Source organism: Vreelandella aquamarina (assembly GCF_900110265.1).
Classification (GTDB): Bacteria; Pseudomonadota; Gammaproteobacteria; order Pseudomonadales; family Halomonadaceae; genus Vreelandella; species Vreelandella aquamarina.
The window spans coordinates 69,440-83,911 of sequence record NZ_FODB01000007.1; the positions used below are offsets into that span (position 1 = coordinate 69,440).

The following is a 14,472-nucleotide window of genomic DNA, read 5'->3' on the forward strand; positions in this document are numbered from 1 at the left end:
GATTGATATAGCAACAATATCAAAAGCACCCGGCCTTGCATAAGCACAAGGCAAAGTGCAGGTGAACACCTTAGTGGAGACGAAGTATGGCCTGGAATGAGCCCGGTGGTGGCAACCAGCACGACCCCTGGAGTGGTGGTGGTCGACGTGGTAACAGCGGCGGCGATCGCGGTGGGAGCAATGGTGGTGGCAATAACGGCAATAAAGGTGGCAACAATCAAGGGCCACCCGATCTTGACGAAGCGCTGAAAAAATTCCAAGACAAGCTGAACGGCATGCTTGGCGGCGGCAATAAGAAAAGTGGCGGGGGCGGTAATGGTAAAAGCGGGGGCGGTAAACCTCGCAATTCCTTTGCGTTGCCGGGCCTCTTGATTATTGTTGCGCTTGCCATTTGGGCTGCCTCAGGCTTTTACTTGGTTGACCAGTCTGAGCGTGGGGTTGTACTGCGCTTTGGTGAGTACCAAGGCATTGTTGAGCCAGGCCTGCAGTGGAATCCACCGCTGATTGATGATGTGCGCATGGTAAACGTAACACGCGTTCGTTCCGTCTCTCAGACCCAGTCCATGCTGACTCGCGACGAGAACATCGTTGAAGTGGAAATCTCTGCGCAGTACCAAGTCGCCAACCCGCGTGACTTTGTACTTAACGTACGTAATCCCGCTCTCTCTATTGAGAATGCGCTGGATTCTGCACTGCGTCATGTGGTCGGTGGTACGGATATGATTGATATCCTGACCTCTGGTCGTGAGATTTTGGGTAGCTCGGTGGCGAGCCGTCTGCAAGCATACTTAGATGCCTATGGTGCCGGTATTCGTCTGCAAACCATCAACATTGAATCAACATCTGCACCTGCACCGGTTATTGATGCCTTTGATGACGTTATTCGTGCTCGCGAAGATCGCCAGCGGACCATCAACGAAGGTATGGCTTATGCCAACGCGATCATCCCAGCTGCACAAGGCCAAGCTCAGCGTGTTGTAGAGCAGGGCCAGGGTTACCGGGAGTCAGTAGTCGCTGAAGCGCAAGGTCAAGCCAACCGTTTTAATGCGCTGTTAACTGAGTACCGTAATGCGCCAGAGGTCATGCGTGAACGTATGTATCTGGATGCAATTGAAGAAGTGTTTGGTAGCACGCCCAAGGTGCTGTTGGATGTGAGCGAAAATGCTCCGCTGATGTACCTGCCGCTAGACCAGATGCGCGGTAACAGTGGTAGTGACAGCAGTTCAACGACTGATAGCAGTGGCGATAGCAGCAGCGATGCGATTGATCCGCGCGTGCTGGAGTCGCTGCGGGGCAGCCAAAGCAGCTCCTCATCGTCGTCTAGTAATAACCCTATCCGCAGGGAGGGCCGCTAAATGATTAATAATCGATCCCTGCTTATCGTAGGTGGCTTGGCCGCCGTGGCGTGGCTAGCAAGTAACAGCCTATACGTAGTGGATGAAACCGAGCGTGCGGTGAAGCTGCGTTTTGGTGAAGTCATCGAAGAGAATATTCAGCCGGGCCTGCATGCCAAAATTCCGATTGCTCAGACAATTCGTAAATTTGACACGCGTTTGCTGACACTGGATACCGATACCAGCCGTTACCTGACCCTTGAGCAGAAAGCGGTAATCGTAGACTCCTACGTAAAGTGGCAAGTGATTAACCCCACTCGCTACTACGAGGCGACCGCAGGTGATGAGATGATGGCGATTCGCCTGATTCAGCCACGGGTCGATGAGAGTCTGCGTAACGAGTTTGGTCGCTTGAACCTTCAGGAAATCATTGCCGAGCGCCGTGATGACCTAATGACAGGCCCGACAGCAGAGCTTGACGAGCTGATGCGTGAAGAGCTCGGCGTGGCGATTCGCGATATCCGTATCAAGCGTATCGACCTGCCGGAAGATGTCTCTGCCGCTGTGTTCGAGCGTATGCGTTCAGAGCGGGAGCGTGAAGCCCGTGAGTGGCGCGCCCAGGGTCAAGAAGAAGCTGAGCGTATTCGTGCTAACGCCGACCGCCGCCGTCAGGTTCTGCTTGCTCAAGCAAACGAGCGCGCCGAAACCCTGCGTGGTGAAGGTGACGCCGAGGCAGCTGCGATCTTCTCCCAGGCTTACGGCCAGGATCAGGAGTTTTTCGCTTTCTGGCGCAGTCTAAACGCCTATCGTGAAAGCTTCTCTGGCGATGGCAACCTGCTGGTGCTTGAGCCGGATAGCGACTTCTTCCGCTACCTGCGTAGCGCAGTGCCTAATAGCGCTGAGTAATGGCGCGGAACCCCGTCAAGCGGTGTGCTTGGCGGGGTTCATCTAGCGCATAAACGTGATAGACTTTATCTACCGGGCGTCGCCCGGTTTTTTTGTGGCCCTCGTTTCGTGAACGTTTCCACGCAGCGCCTTGTGAGGCTGTTGGTGGTGTCGTCAGAAGGGGCCTTCATCGTCTCGCAGGATTGTTCACATGACCATCGCTGACCGCTGGCTATTGCCCGACGGCATGGATGAGGTGCTGCCGCCTCAGGCAAGCCGCATGGAAGAGCTGCGCCGTGCGCTGCTTGATCTTTACCATTGCTGGGGCTACGACCAAGTAATGCCGCCGCCGGTGGAGTTTTTGGACTCCTTGCTGACAGGTACCGGCACAGACCTCGACCTTCAAACGTTCAAGCTTACCGACCAACTGACGGGCCGTATGATGGGCGCATCTGCCGATGTGACGCCTCAAGTTGCGCGTATGGATGCTCACTCCCTAAAACGCCAAGGCCCGGTGCGTCTGTGTTACTGCACCAATGTGCTGCGCGCAAAGGCCGACCAGCATCAGGGCGGCCGAAGCCCCGTACAGGTTGGTGTGGAGCTGTTTGGTCATGCAGGCTTAGAGGCTGATAGTGAAATTATCCACTTAGCATTAGCAAGTCTGCATGCGGCGGGCGCTGATGAAATTCACCTGGCGTTGGGCCACATTGGTATTTACCGTAGCCTTGTAGAGGCCGCTGCACTCAGCGATGAGCAAGAGCGTGCGCTATTTGAGGCCTTGGCGTTAAAATCACCGGGTCAGCTAGCAGAGCAAGTGAACGACAGTGTGAGCGATCCTGTGCTGGCCGATATGCTGATGGCCTTGGGTGAGTTACATGGCGATGCCAGTGTGTTGGCCCAGGCCCGCGAGCGCTTTGCAGGTGCGCCTGCGCCTGTAACTGCAGCCCTCGACCAGCTAGAAGCGCTTTATAAAGGCGTTCTGGCGCGCTTTGATGTCTCGCTCTATTTTGATCTGGCAGAGCTGCGCGGCTATCAATACCACACCGGTATGATGTTCGCGGCTTACGTGCCGGGTTATGGCCATGCGCTGGCCAAAGGCGGGCGCTATGATGATACCGGGCGCGCGTTTGGCCGTGCACGGCCTGCCACCGGTTTCTCGATGGACCTGAAACAACTGGCATCGCTGGCACTGGCTTCACCCAGCCGGGGTGCAATTTGGGCTCCTGCCCAAGAAGAAGAGTCGCTTAACGCTGCCATTGTGGCGCTGCGTGAGCAGGGTGAACGCGTAATTCAAGCGCTGCCTGGGCAGCGTACTGGGCCGGCGGAGCACAGCTGTGACCGCCGTCTTGAGTTTATCGATGGTCGTTGGCAGACAACGACCCTGACACAAGAGACGAGTGCATAATGGGTAAGAATGTCGTAGTCCTGGGTACCCAATGGGGTGATGAAGGCAAAGGCAAGATCGTTGACCTGCTCACCGAATCCGCCTCTGCTGTGGTGCGCTTCCAAGGCGGCCATAACGCAGGCCACACGCTGGTCATCGACGGTGAGAAAACCGTTCTTCACCTGATTCCTTCAGGCGTGCTGCGCCCTGGTAAAACCTGCGTGATTGGCAACGGTGTTGTGCTCTCGCCGGAAGCGCTGATCAAAGAGATCCGCGAGTTGGAAGCGAAGGGCGTGCCCGTGCGTGAGCGCCTGCGTCTTTCTCCGGCGTGCCCGCTGATTCTGCCTTACCATGTGCGCCTAGACCAAGCGCGTGAGAAAGCCCGCGGTGTTGCCAAAATCGGTACTACTGGTCGTGGTATTGGCCCGGCGTACGAAGACAAAGTGGCTCGTCGCGGCCTGCGTTTGGGCGATATGCTTCATCGCGAGCGGTTTGCCTCCAAACTCGGTGAAGTGCTCGACTACCACAACTTTGTACTGGTGAATTACCACGGTGAGCCGGCGGTAGACTTCCAGGAAGTGCTGGATAGCGCCATGCAAATGGCCGAGGAGCTGCGTCCGATGGTCAGCGATACGGTCAGTATGGTTCATGACCTGCGTAAAGCCGGTGAGAATATCCTGTTTGAGGGTGCTCAAGGCTCGCTGCTGGATATCGACCACGGTACCTACCCCTATGTGACCAGTTCGAACACCACCGCGGGTGGTACGGCGACTGGTTCTGGTGTTGGTCCGCTCTACCTGGACTACGTGCTGGGTATTACCAAAGCCTATACCACTCGTGTCGGCTCCGGCCCGTTCCCCACCGAGCTGTTTGACGATCACGGCCGTCACCTAGCTGAGCGTGGCCATGAGTTTGGTGCTACTACGGGCCGCCCGCGTCGCTGTGGCTGGTTTGATGCCGTTGCCTTGCGTCACGCGGTACAGATCAACTCGGTATCGGGTATCTGCCTGACCAAGCTGGACGTACTGGATGGCTTGGAAAATATCCGCGTGTGTGTCGGCTACCGCAGCAAAGATGGCGACGTGCTGGATAACCCGGTGGATTCAGAGGGCTACGAAGCGGTAGAGCCGGTCTATCACGATCTGCCAGGCTGGAAAGAGTCCACGCTGGGCGCTAAGAAGGTGGAAGACTTACCGGCTAATGCCCGTGCATACATCAGCTTCCTCGAAGAGCAGGTAGGCACTAGCATCGATATCATTTCTACCGGTCCCGATCGTATTGAAACCATCGTGCTGCGCAACCCGTTCGAAGGCTAGGTCGTACACCTTCAGGTGATACTAAAAGGGCGGCTTGGTCGCCCTTTTTCGTGCTTAGAAATCGATGCCTCGCCGGGCCTGAAGGCCGTTGTTAAAAGCGTGTCGCACCTCCTGCATGTCGGTCACGGTGTCGGCCATGGCCACTAGCTCACGGTGGGCATTTCGCCCGGTAATGATCACGGTTTGTTCCTGCGGACGGTCCAGTAGCGCCTGTTTGACCGTGGCGATATCGAGATAGCCAAACTTCAGCATGTAGGTGAGTTCGTCCAACACCACGAGATACATCTCGGGGTCTGCCAGCATTTTCTGCGCTTCTTGCCAGACCTCCAGACAGGCGGCGGTGTCCGCTTCGCGATTTTGCGTATCCCAGGTAAAGCCGGTTGCCATGATAGCGACGCTCAAATGAGGATCGTCTTCCAGCCGATTGCGCTCGCCACACTCCCATAACCCCTTGATGAACTGCACCACGCCTACTTTGTAGCCATAACCCAGCGCGCGCGTGACGGTGCCCCAGGCGGCGGTGGTTTTGCCTTTTCCGTTGCCCGTGTTGATGAGCAGCATTCCGCGCTGCTCGGTGGCATTGGCGACTTTTTCGTCCACTCGCGCTTTGAGTTTTTCCATCGATGCTTTATGGCGGGTATCGCGATCACTCATGGTCTCTCCTCGTTGAAAGAGTACAGGGCTATGTCAGCAGGTTACGACAGAGGCGCACAATTTAACATCGCCCTGAGAGGTGTTTGTATAGCTTTTAAGCTTGATGTGACCGGCTTGCAGAGTTTTTGTCCAGCTTTTTCTAAGAGAATTGGCCGGTTGGGGGCTTGCTGCTCTAGAATGGTGGGTCATGTCTTGTCAGGAATAGTGTCATGCCCTCATTTGATATCGTGTCAGAATTCGATCAGCACGAAGCCGCCAATGCGGTTGACCAAGCAAACCGTGAAGTACAGTCACGGTTTGACTTTAAAGGCGTCGATGCCAGCTTCACGTTGGAAGGCGATAAGGTGCTGCTCGAGGCCGAAGTAGATTTCCAGCTCAAGCAAATGCTGGACGTGTTGCGTAACCGACTGATTGCCCGCGGTATCGACGCACGTTGCATGGACGTTAAAGACGCGGTGCTGTCTGGTGTGAAGGCGCGCCAGGAAGTAGAGCTCAAGCAGGGCCTCGACCAAGCAGAAGCCAAAGATGTGGTAAAGCGTATCAAAGGCAGTAAGTTGAAAGTACAGGCTCAAATTCAGGGCGAGAAGGTGCGCGTAACGGGTAAAAAGCGCGATGATTTGCAGAGTGTGATGGCACTACTGCGCGGTGAAGAAGGGCCTGATTTGCCGCTGCAGTTTGATAATTTCCGCGATTAACGATTATAAGAAATATTCATTGAGTAGCGCAGCGTTTGCGCTACTCGACTACTTAAAGCTTACAGGAGTTTCGCATTATGTCTGATCCGCAGCCGGTTTATTTAAGCGACTATCAGCCGCCCGCCTACCAAGTGACCCATACCGAGCTGACGTTTGATCTTGACCCCACCGCGACCCGTGTTAAAGCACGCCTTACCGTAGAGCGCCACGCCAGTGCTGAACAAACTACGCCGCTGGTGCTGAACGGCGAACACCTGACGCTGCACGCGCTCGCGATCAACGGCCAGGCGCTCGCTGAGGCCGATTACCAGCTCACCGATGAGACGCTCACAATTCCCAGTGTTCCGGCAGCGTTTACCCTGGAGAGCGAAGTCGAGATTTCTCCTAGCAGTAACACTGCCTTAGAAGGGCTGTATCAATCGAACGGCATGTACTGCACGCAGTGCGAAGCGGAAGGATTTCGCCGTATCACCTATTACCCTGACCGCCCGGATGTCATGGCCACGTTTAAGGTCACCGTGATAGGTGATGCGCAGCGGGAGCCAGTGCTGTTGGCGAACGGTAACCCAGTTGATCAGGGCACCTTAGAGAGCGGCCGGCACTTTGTGACCTGGGAAGATCCGCACCCCAAGCCCTGCTATCTTTTTGCGCTGGTGGCAGGAGATTTAACCAAGGTCGAAGATCACTTCACCACCATGAGTGGCCGTAACGTGACGTTACAGCTCTGGGTGGAACAAGAGAATCTCGATAAGACCGACCACGCCATGGCCTCGCTAAAGCGGGCAATGACTTGGGATGAAGAGACCTACGGCCGCGAGTATGACTTAGATCTGTTTATGATCGTGGCGGTGAATGACTTCAATATGGGGGCGATGGAGAACAAAGGATTAAACATCTTTAACTCCGCTGCCGTGCTGACCCACCCCAATACCGCCACCGATGCGGCGTTTCAGAATGTCGAAAGCATTGTGGCCCACGAATACTTCCACAACTGGTCGGGGAATCGCGTGACGTGCCGCGACTGGTTCCAGCTCTCGCTAAAAGAAGGTTTTACGGTCTTCCGCGATCAGTGTTTTTCTGCGGATATCAATTCAGCCCCTGTCAAGCGCATTCAAGACGTCTCGTTTTTCCGCACCGCGCAATTTGCCGAAGATGCAGGTCCCACGGCGCATCCGGTTCGTCCGGATCACTATATCGAGATCACCAACTTCTACACTCTGACCATTTATGAAAAAGGGGCGGAAGTTGTGCGCATGCTGCGTAACCTGCTGGGCTGGGAGGCCTTCCGCCGTGGCTCGGATCTCTATTTCGAGCGCTTTGACGGTCAGGCCGTGACGATCGAAGACTTCGTGGGCTGCATGGCCGAGGTATCGGGCATCGATTTAAGCCAGTTCATGCGCTGGTACTCCCAGGCGGGCACGCCGGAAATCGATGCCCACGGTGAGTACGACTACGCCAACGCCGAGTACCATTTGACGCTGCGCCAGCGTACCCCCGCCACTCCCGGCCAGCCCGACAAGCAGCCGCTGCATATTCCTGTGCGCATGGGCTTAGTGGGCACAAAGTCCGGTCAGGATCTTACTCTGACGCTTGAAGGTGAAAAGCTGGGTAAGGACGCGGTCATTCACCTGACCGACGATGAGCAGACCTTCATCTTCACCGATGTGGCAGAGGCGCCGGTTCCATCGCTGCTGCGCGATTTCTCCGCCCCAGTAAAACTGCACTTCCCATACTCTCGCGAAGATTTGGCCTTTCTGTTGACCCACGATAGCGATGGTTTCAACCGCTGGGACGCGGGGCAAAGGCTCGCACTGTTGGCGCTGGATGACTTGATCGCCGCCCACCGCAACGGGGTAGAGAAGGTCATGGATAGCCGGGTGGTAGAAGCCTTTAGAACGCTCCTGACTTCCTCCATGGATGACAAGGCGGTACTGGCTGAGATGCTAACGCTGCCATCGGAAGCCTACATCGCCGAGCAGCAGCCGATTGTCGATGTGGATGCGATTCACGCCGCGCGTGAGTTTGTGCGCCAATCCTTGGCTCAGGCGCTGCGTGATGAATTTATCGCCGTGTATAAAGAGAATAGCACTGATGAAGCTTATGCGCCGACGCCTGAACAAATTGCCCAGCGCAGTCTCAAAAACATAGCGCTATCTTACTTAATGTCCATTGAGGACGACGAGAGTGTGGCACTTTGTGAAGCGCAGTTTGCCGCTGATCATAATATGACCGATGTACGCCATGCGTTGACACTGTTAGTACACAGCGACCGTGATGATTTGGCTAACCCCGCGCTGAAAGCGTTTGGTGAAAAGTGGGCACACGACCCGCTTGTGATGGATCAGTGGTTTACGATTCAGGTATCGCGCCCTCAGCCGGACGTATTGGAGCGCGTAAAGTACCTAATGCAGCACCCAGCGTTCTCCATCAAGAACCCCAACAAGGTGCGTGCGTTAGTAGGTGCCTTTGCGCAAAATCGGGTCAATTTCCATCGCTTGGATGGCAAAGGGTACGCGCTGTTGGCAGATGTGGTGATTGAGCTAAACCGCCTGAATCCAGAGATTGCCGCGCGGTTAATCACCCCCTTAACCCGCTGGCAGCGTTTTGATGAGGCGCGTCAGCAGTTAATGCGTGCAGAGCTAGAGCGGATCAAACAAGAACCGCTGTCGTCCAACGTGTTCGAGGTGGTCGAGAAAGCGCTGGCATAACGTGCATCCAGTGAATTAACCATGGAGAGGGAAGACACCGGTGACAGATTCACAGCAGTGTTATTTACTGATTATTAACGGTCAGTCTGCCGGAAATCCGGCGCTACGCGAGGCCGTTGAAGCGCAGCGCAAGGCAGGGACGCCGATGATTGTTCGCGCTACTTGGGAAGGTGGCGATGCCGCCGAGTTTGCGGCCCAAGCCGTTGAACTAGGAGCTACCAGTGTGATCGCCTGTGGCGGCGATGGCACGGTAAACGAAGTGGTTAACGGGCTAATGCGCATCCCCCATGACCATCGTCCGAGCTTGGGCGTGGTGCCGATGGGCAGCGCGAATGATTTTGCCACTTCGGTGGGGTTACCTTTGAAGCCGGATCGCGCACTGGCGGATGCCGTTCGCTTGCCGTCTGCGCCCATCGATGTGATTCGTATGACAGCAGAAACCAGTGGCGAACCGTCGGTATGCTATTACATCAATATGACCACCGGTGGTTTTGGCGCAGAAATTACCTCCTCTACCCCCAAAACGTTAAAACGCATGTTAGGGGGAGGAGCCTACTCACTGATGGGGGCGCTCAAGGCGTGGCGGCATCGCAGTTATCGCGGCACGTTGCACTGGGGCGATCATGAGCAGGCCGCGTCACTGCTGCTGCTGGCACTGGGCAATGGGCGTCAATCGGGTGGGGGGCAGGTGCTGGCCCCTCGTGCCAAGCTTGATGATGGGCGATTGGACGTTCTGCTGGTCAAAGATTTTCATTCGGTGACGGAGCTCCCTGCGCTGCTAGGCGAGCTACAGCAGTTCCCCGCAGAAGGGCGTTATGTGCGCTACTTCACTGCCAGCCAGTTGACCGTTACCACTCGGTCCGATGATGAACCTTGGCCGCTGACCCTGGATGGTGAGGCAAAACGCTATCAACGATTCACCGCTGAAGTCGTCCCGCTAGCGTTGAAGGTACGCTTACCAGAAGGCTGTTCGCTGTTGTCTGCCAACGACCGCCACTAATGAATTCGAACCATTAAGGAGCATGACTCGATGAGCTACCGTGTATGGATGCCGCTACTGGCCAGTTTGGCCCTACTGCTGAGTGCCTGCGGCGACAGTCAAGAAGAGGCAAATGTCGTACCGGAAGAGAGCGCGGCCGAGCAGCCCAGTGAGACGCTAGCCGCTGCACCTGACACCAGTAGTGACGATGTTCCTTCGCCCTCCCAGGTGGAAGACGACATTGAACGTCAGGCGTCCGAGCCTTCCAATGTTCAGGAAGACCTGTCTTCCACCGTCAGTGAGTCAACTTCGGAGCCCCTGCAGGCGGACGAAGAGACGCTGGCCGCCGACCCCGACGAAGCCCTTGACGAAGCCAGCGCAATGCCGGGTGAAACCACGCGTTCTGATGTCGATGACGTGATTGCCGAGACTGAGCGTCGTTTCGAAGAGGCACAGCGTCAGTTGGAGCAACAGTTTCAAGAAATCGAGCAGCAGTCGCCCGAACTGGCACCCATGGAGAACGATCCCATCGAGCCAAGCTGGGAGCGCGAAAGCAGTTTACCCGAAGGCTCTTCCGTGGAAGGTGGGTTAGAAGCGCAAGATGTGGATGCGCTCATCGAAGATACCGAACGTCAATTCGAAGAGGCCCAGCAGCGCCTAGAAGAGCAGTTCCAAGCCTTGGAGAGTGAGCGCCCCACCAATGACGATAGCGAAGCGCAAGAGGCCGAAAGCTCCTCGGATGACACGTTGGATACATCGTCTTAAGAAGTAAACCCCAACCTATAAAAAAGGCCCGCATTCCGGGCCTTTATCCATTCGGTGCGGTTCAAGCAACGCGAATGTTGGAAGCCTGAAGGCCTTTTTTACCCTGAGTCACCTCGAAACTGACTTTCTGACCATCTTGCAGGGTCTTAAAACCTTCAGCTTGAATTTCGGAGAAGTGGGCAAAGAGATCGTCACCGCCGTCATCGGGAGAGATGAAGCCGTAACCTTTGGTGTCGTTGAACCACTTGACAGTGCCAGTTGCCATCGTTCATATCCTTAGCGTGCTTAATGATTGAGCAGGTGGCTCATTGCCTACCTACCAAATCCACTTTAGAAGCAAATAATCAGCACGTCCAGTAGTGACGTGGTTAAGATTTTTTGGGTATACGGATTTAATGGTTGATGGGGCACCTTCACCCCATCAATCTGATACCACCCTCAGATGGTTGATAGATCGACTCCGTAGTTGAGTTCCTCTGCGAAGTCCGGCAGTCCGTAACCGATGGTTTTCTTGTAGAAAGGAGAGACCTTCGCAGTCGGTGCCTTCTTCTTGTGCTTCGTGGTGTAGAGCATTCGTGCCCGCATCACCTCGAAGGAGTAACCGCGCCCTTCACGGTTCTTGTCCTTGGCCAGTCGGTTGATGGACTCCGTGTAAGCGTTGGTGACGGGCATGTCCGTCTCGAAGTAGGTCATGGTCTCTTCGCGCCAGTTTCCCACTGCCCTGACCAGATCGCTCCAGACTTCCTTTTGGCCCTTCGGGATGGTGGCTATCCACTCGTCCAGGGCGGCTTCTGCCTGGAGCCGTGTGGTGGCGTCCCAGATGCCGTAGAAGCGCTCCTTGTGCTCGTAGGCGGCCAGCAGTTGCGGGAACGCGCCTGTCCAGGTCTCCATGATGAGGCGCTCCCGGTCTGAGACTTCGTGAGCGCGTTTCAGCAGGATTTTCCGGTCTCCCTTGAGAGTCCGGCTCTGGGACGGTTTCAGCTCCTTTCTGAGGCCCTTGCGCACTCTCTCTAGGGCATCGTTGGCCATGCGCACCACATGGAACTTATCGACCACGATACGGGCCTGGGGCAGCACAGCCTTGACCGCTGCCCGGTAGGGGTTCCACATGTCCATGCTGACGATCTCGACCTTCTGCCGGTCTTTCAGCTTCATCAGGTAGTTGGTCACCACGTCCTGGCGGCGGGTGGCCAGCAGGTCGAGCAGGGTTCGCTCCTCAATGTTGGTCAGAATGCAGCGGTAGCGCTTGTTCAGGTATAGCTCGTCAATGCCCAGGATGCGGGGCGTCTCGAAGCGGTGCCAGCGCCCCAGGAACTCGGCGCGGGCGTTGAAGATGTCGCGCACCGTCTTCTCGTCCAGGCCGGTCTGTGCCGCCACAAAGGTGTAGGGGTGGTTGAAGGATTCCTTCTCCACGTACTCATGCAGCCGCAGTGTCATACGGAATCCGTCCACCATCTCCGGTAGCTGGGGCCTGAATGTTGTCTTGCAGGCCCGGCAGGTGTATCGGCGGCGGACCACCCAGAGAGTGACCCGCTTGCCGTGGATGGGCAGATCACGATAGGGAACGTCACGCTTGCCGAACCGTACGAACTCACCCTGCACGCCGCATTCCTCGCAGGCGATGGGATCGGGCACGTCCACCTGGAAGTGCATTTCGTCGTCGGTTGATTTGCAGCCCAGTACTTGGTATTGCGGCAGGTGAAGGATGTTGTCGGGAAGTTCGGTCATGGTGTTGTATAGGCGTAGGTGTCAGTCAGATCCATCCGACTCGGCATTGGTGTTTGCTTTTTTACCCAACAAGCTGCTGGAAACGAAAAGTAAGGCACCGAGGACAATTGCAATATCAGCCAGGTTGAAGGCCGGCCAATGCCAGTCTCGCCAATAGAAATCAAAGGAATCCACAACATAGCCGCGAAAGACCCGGTCAATCAGGTTGCCCATGGCGCCACCGAGGATAAGACTGTAAGCGATGGCTTCTCCTTTATGACGATTTTCAAGGATCAGCTTGATCAGAAAAATCGAGACCACTACCGCGATTCCGATAAAAAAGTAGCGCTGCCAGCCTCCACCATTCGCAAAAAGACTGAATGCGGCACCGGTGTTCCATAGGTGCACCCAGTTAAAGAACGGGGTCACCGAAACATACTCGCCATAGGCCATTGATTGCTGCACCAGCCACTTTACAGCCTGATCAGACGCTGCCAGCAGGCCCGATATGGACAATAGGGCATACGGCGAGAGCTTTTTGCCAATAATGAGCATTATTTAACCCTTCAACGCCAGAATGCGTCTGGCACCGTTAAGTACAATGACCCCCGCGATGGTGCCGATAATCAGATCCGGATAATTGGAACCGGTCCACACGACCAGGGCGCCGGCGGTGATGACCCCCAGGTTGATCACCACGTCGTTGGCCGAGAATATCCAGCTTGCCTTCATGTGCGCCCCGCCCTCCCGATGTTTGGATATGAGCAGCAGACAACTGGTATTGGCAATCAATGCGACGAATGCGATAGCCATCATCACCAGCGATTCAGGCTCACTACCGAATACAAAGCGCCTCACGACCTCTATGAGTACGCCCACAGCCAAGATCAGTTGCAGTACACCAGCAACATGCGCGGCACGTAGCTGCCTTTTCACGCTATGCCCAACCGCATAAAGAGCGAGTCCGTACACTGCCGCATCAGCAAAATTGTCCAGGGACTCTGCAATGAGGCCAGTTGACTGAGCCATCAGACCGGCAGTCATTTCCACCACGAACAGAAGTGCATTGATGCCGAGCAACCAGCGCAGGGTCCCGGATTCTTGCTTAGCAGAAGCTGCCGAAAACTCGGCGGCCTTGATGGTCTCCGGATTTGCAGCGACGGTTTCCTGAAGCGAGGCGCCTAGCCCCAAGGTCTTCAGTTTCGAGGTGACGGGCTCGACCTCGCCGTCATGCACGACCTTCAGCCGGCGGTTCGACAAGTCGAAGGACAGCGCCCGAATCTCCTCAAAGCCGTTCAGGGCTAGGCGAATCATTCGTTCTTCTGATGGACAGTCCATCTTCGGCACGGCATAAACACTGACCCATCTCCCTGGCGCCTCGGAGGAGGCCTGTATATCGGTATCCGCTGCGGACGTTGCATCACCGCCACAGGCGCCACCACAGGATTTGCTCATGATACGACTCCACTTGAACAATGTTGTGGTACCATTTAAAACTATAAAGCTACTATAAGGTCAATAGAGTAAAGAATCCGTTGGGGAGGAGGCTGATGCGCATTGGTCAGTTGGCGCAGTTGGTAGGGGTCGAAACACAGACGATCCGCTTCTATGAACAGCAGGGCTTGTTGCCGCCGCCTGATCGGCAGGACAACGGTTACCGTGTCTATACCGAGAAGCATGGTGAGGGGCTGGCCTTCATCCGTCGCTGCAGAATCCTGGGCCTGTCACTGGCTGAGATTCACGAACTACAGAGCTATCAGGACGACCCTCATCAGCCTTGTACCGCCGTCAACGCCTTGCTCGATGATCACATCTCTCATGTGCGGTCGCAGATAACCGCTCTGCAAGCGCTTGAGAAACAACTCGTTTCACTGAGAGCGAGTTGCAACGATGACCGGGAGGTTGAGGCGTGTGGGATTCTTGCTGGAATTAGCGAAGGAAACATGCACCAGCAGTAGGTGAAGCATCAACCAGATAATCCGATGAGATGCCGGTCTGTCTCACTCTCATGCAAAGGTAAGATCAACCATTTAATCCGCTTACCC

General features: G+C 55.7%; 14 protein-coding genes. 9 read left to right on the forward strand and 5 right to left on the reverse strand.

The window, feature by feature from the left end; translation table 11 throughout:
• Positions 1-86 precede the first annotated feature (86 nt).
• From hflK to BMY49_RS03360, 4 genes are all read left to right on the forward strand, one after another.
• A complete protein-coding gene (gene hflK / locus BMY49_RS03345) occupies positions 87-1,355 on the forward strand; it encodes an FtsH protease activity modulator HflK (RefSeq protein WP_044629097.1) in 1,269 nt (422 codons plus the stop codon).
• Positions 1,356-2,240 carry a protease modulator HflC gene (gene hflC / locus BMY49_RS03350; RefSeq protein WP_044629098.1) on the forward strand — a complete coding sequence of 295 codons (885 nt, stop codon included), beginning with the start codon at positions 1,356-1,358 and terminating at the stop codon, positions 2,238-2,240.
• A gap of 190 nt (positions 2,241-2,430) precedes the next feature.
• Positions 2,431-3,624, forward strand: a complete 1,194-nt coding sequence (locus BMY49_RS03355; protein WP_044629099.1) for an ATP phosphoribosyltransferase regulatory subunit — start codon at positions 2,431-2,433, stop codon at positions 3,622-3,624.
• Positions 3,624-4,919 (forward strand): adenylosuccinate synthase, encoded by a 1,296-nt coding sequence (locus BMY49_RS03360; protein ID WP_044629100.1) that lies wholly within the window; start codon positions 3,624-3,626, stop codon positions 4,917-4,919. The genes BMY49_RS03355 and BMY49_RS03360 overlap by 1 nt, the downstream gene beginning before the upstream one ends.
• A 54-nt stretch (positions 4,920-4,973) precedes the next feature.
• On the opposite strand, the gene cobO is transcribed toward BMY49_RS03360, so the two are convergent.
• The gene (gene cobO / locus BMY49_RS03365; RefSeq protein WP_062361200.1) at positions 4,974-5,573 is read right to left on the reverse strand and encodes a cob(I)yrinic acid a,c-diamide adenosyltransferase; all 600 of its coding nucleotides are present in this window, start codon (positions 5,571-5,573) and stop codon (positions 4,974-4,976) included.
• A 209-nt stretch (positions 5,574-5,782) separates the two neighbouring features.
• On the opposite strand from cobO, the gene BMY49_RS03370 reads away from it, so the two are divergent.
• The 4 genes from BMY49_RS03370 to BMY49_RS03385 all read left to right on the forward strand — a co-directional run bounded on the left by BMY49_RS03370 (position 5,783) and on the right by BMY49_RS03385 (position 10,720).
• A complete protein-coding gene (locus BMY49_RS03370) occupies positions 5,783-6,268 on the forward strand; it encodes a YajQ family cyclic di-GMP-binding protein (protein WP_044630767.1) in 486 nt (161 codons plus the stop codon).
• A 77-nt stretch (positions 6,269-6,345) separates the two neighbouring features.
• A complete protein-coding gene (gene pepN / locus BMY49_RS03375; protein ID WP_089674844.1) occupies positions 6,346-8,976 on the forward strand; it encodes an aminopeptidase N in 2,631 nt (876 codons plus the stop codon).
• Positions 8,977-9,016: 40 nt separating this feature from the next.
• Entirely contained in the window at positions 9,017-9,976 is a 960-nt protein-coding gene (gene yegS / locus BMY49_RS03380) for a lipid kinase YegS (RefSeq protein WP_058576428.1), read from the forward strand.
• Positions 9,977-10,006: 30 nt separating this feature from the next.
• Positions 10,007-10,720, forward strand: a complete 714-nt coding sequence (locus tag BMY49_RS03385; RefSeq protein ID WP_089674846.1) for a hypothetical protein — start codon at positions 10,007-10,009, stop codon at positions 10,718-10,720.
• A gap of 61 nt (positions 10,721-10,781) precedes the next feature.
• Here the strand turns inward: BMY49_RS03385 and BMY49_RS03390 are convergent, their stop codons facing one another.
• The 4 genes from BMY49_RS03390 to BMY49_RS03410 form a co-directional block, all read right to left on the reverse strand.
• Entirely contained in the window at positions 10,782-10,985 is a 204-nt protein-coding gene (locus tag BMY49_RS03390) for a cold-shock protein (protein ID WP_044630763.1), read from the reverse strand.
• Between the two features lie 173 nt (positions 10,986-11,158).
• Complete coding sequence (locus tag BMY49_RS03400; RefSeq protein WP_004574636.1) at positions 11,159-12,448, reverse strand: ISL3-like element ISPpu12 family transposase; 1,290 nt, start codon at positions 12,446-12,448, stop codon at positions 11,159-11,161.
• 21 nt (positions 12,449-12,469) lie between these two features.
• Positions 12,470-12,982 (reverse strand): signal peptidase II, encoded by a 513-nt coding sequence (gene lspA, locus BMY49_RS03405; protein WP_003821921.1) that lies wholly within the window; start codon positions 12,980-12,982, stop codon positions 12,470-12,472.
• A 3-nt stretch (positions 12,983-12,985) separates the two neighbouring features.
• A complete protein-coding gene (locus BMY49_RS03410; RefSeq protein ID WP_044630762.1) occupies positions 12,986-13,882 on the reverse strand; it encodes a cation transporter in 897 nt (298 codons plus the stop codon).
• A gap of 95 nt (positions 13,883-13,977) precedes the next feature.
• Between BMY49_RS03410 and cadR the strand changes: the two genes are divergently transcribed.
• Positions 13,978-14,385, forward strand: a complete 408-nt coding sequence (cadR, locus tag BMY49_RS03415; RefSeq protein ID WP_074210454.1) for a Cd(II)/Pb(II)-responsive transcriptional regulator — start codon at positions 13,978-13,980, stop codon at positions 14,383-14,385.
• Positions 14,386-14,472 lie beyond the last annotated feature (87 nt).

What these genes read in the sequence shown, in the direction of transcription:
- pepN (WP_089674844.1), top strand. Translation starts at nt 6,346, where the DNA reads ATGTCTGATCCGCAGCCGGTTTATTTAAGCGACTATCAGCCGCCCGCC.
- BMY49_RS03360 (WP_044629100.1), top strand. Translation starts at nt 3,624, where the DNA reads ATGGGTAAGAATGTCGTAGTCCTGGGTACCCAATGGGGTGATGAAGGC.
- BMY49_RS03400 (WP_004574636.1), bottom strand. Translation starts at nt 12,448, where the DNA reads ATGACCGAACTTCCCGACAACATCCTTCACCTGCCGCAATACCAAGTA.
- hflC (WP_044629098.1), top strand. Translation starts at nt 1,356, where the DNA reads ATGATTAATAATCGATCCCTGCTTATCGTAGGTGGCTTGGCCGCCGTG.
- BMY49_RS03410 (WP_044630762.1), bottom strand. Translation starts at nt 13,882, where the DNA reads ATGAGCAAATCCTGTGGTGGCGCCTGTGGCGGTGATGCAACGTCCGCA.
- BMY49_RS03385 (WP_089674846.1), top strand. Translation starts at nt 10,007, where the DNA reads ATGAGCTACCGTGTATGGATGCCGCTACTGGCCAGTTTGGCCCTACTG.
- BMY49_RS03370 (WP_044630767.1), top strand. Translation starts at nt 5,783, where the DNA reads ATGCCCTCATTTGATATCGTGTCAGAATTCGATCAGCACGAAGCCGCC.
- cadR (WP_074210454.1), top strand. Translation starts at nt 13,978, where the DNA reads ATGCGCATTGGTCAGTTGGCGCAGTTGGTAGGGGTCGAAACACAGACG.
- BMY49_RS03355 (WP_044629099.1), top strand. Translation starts at nt 2,431, where the DNA reads ATGACCATCGCTGACCGCTGGCTATTGCCCGACGGCATGGATGAGGTG.
- BMY49_RS03390 (WP_044630763.1), bottom strand. Translation starts at nt 10,985, where the DNA reads ATGGCAACTGGCACTGTCAAGTGGTTCAACGACACCAAAGGTTACGGC.
- lspA (WP_003821921.1), bottom strand. Translation starts at nt 12,982, where the DNA reads ATGCTCATTATTGGCAAAAAGCTCTCGCCGTATGCCCTATTGTCCATA.
- hflK (WP_044629097.1), top strand. Translation starts at nt 87, where the DNA reads ATGGCCTGGAATGAGCCCGGTGGTGGCAACCAGCACGACCCCTGGAGT.
- cobO (WP_062361200.1), bottom strand. Translation starts at nt 5,573, where the DNA reads ATGAGTGATCGCGATACCCGCCATAAAGCATCGATGGAAAAACTCAAA.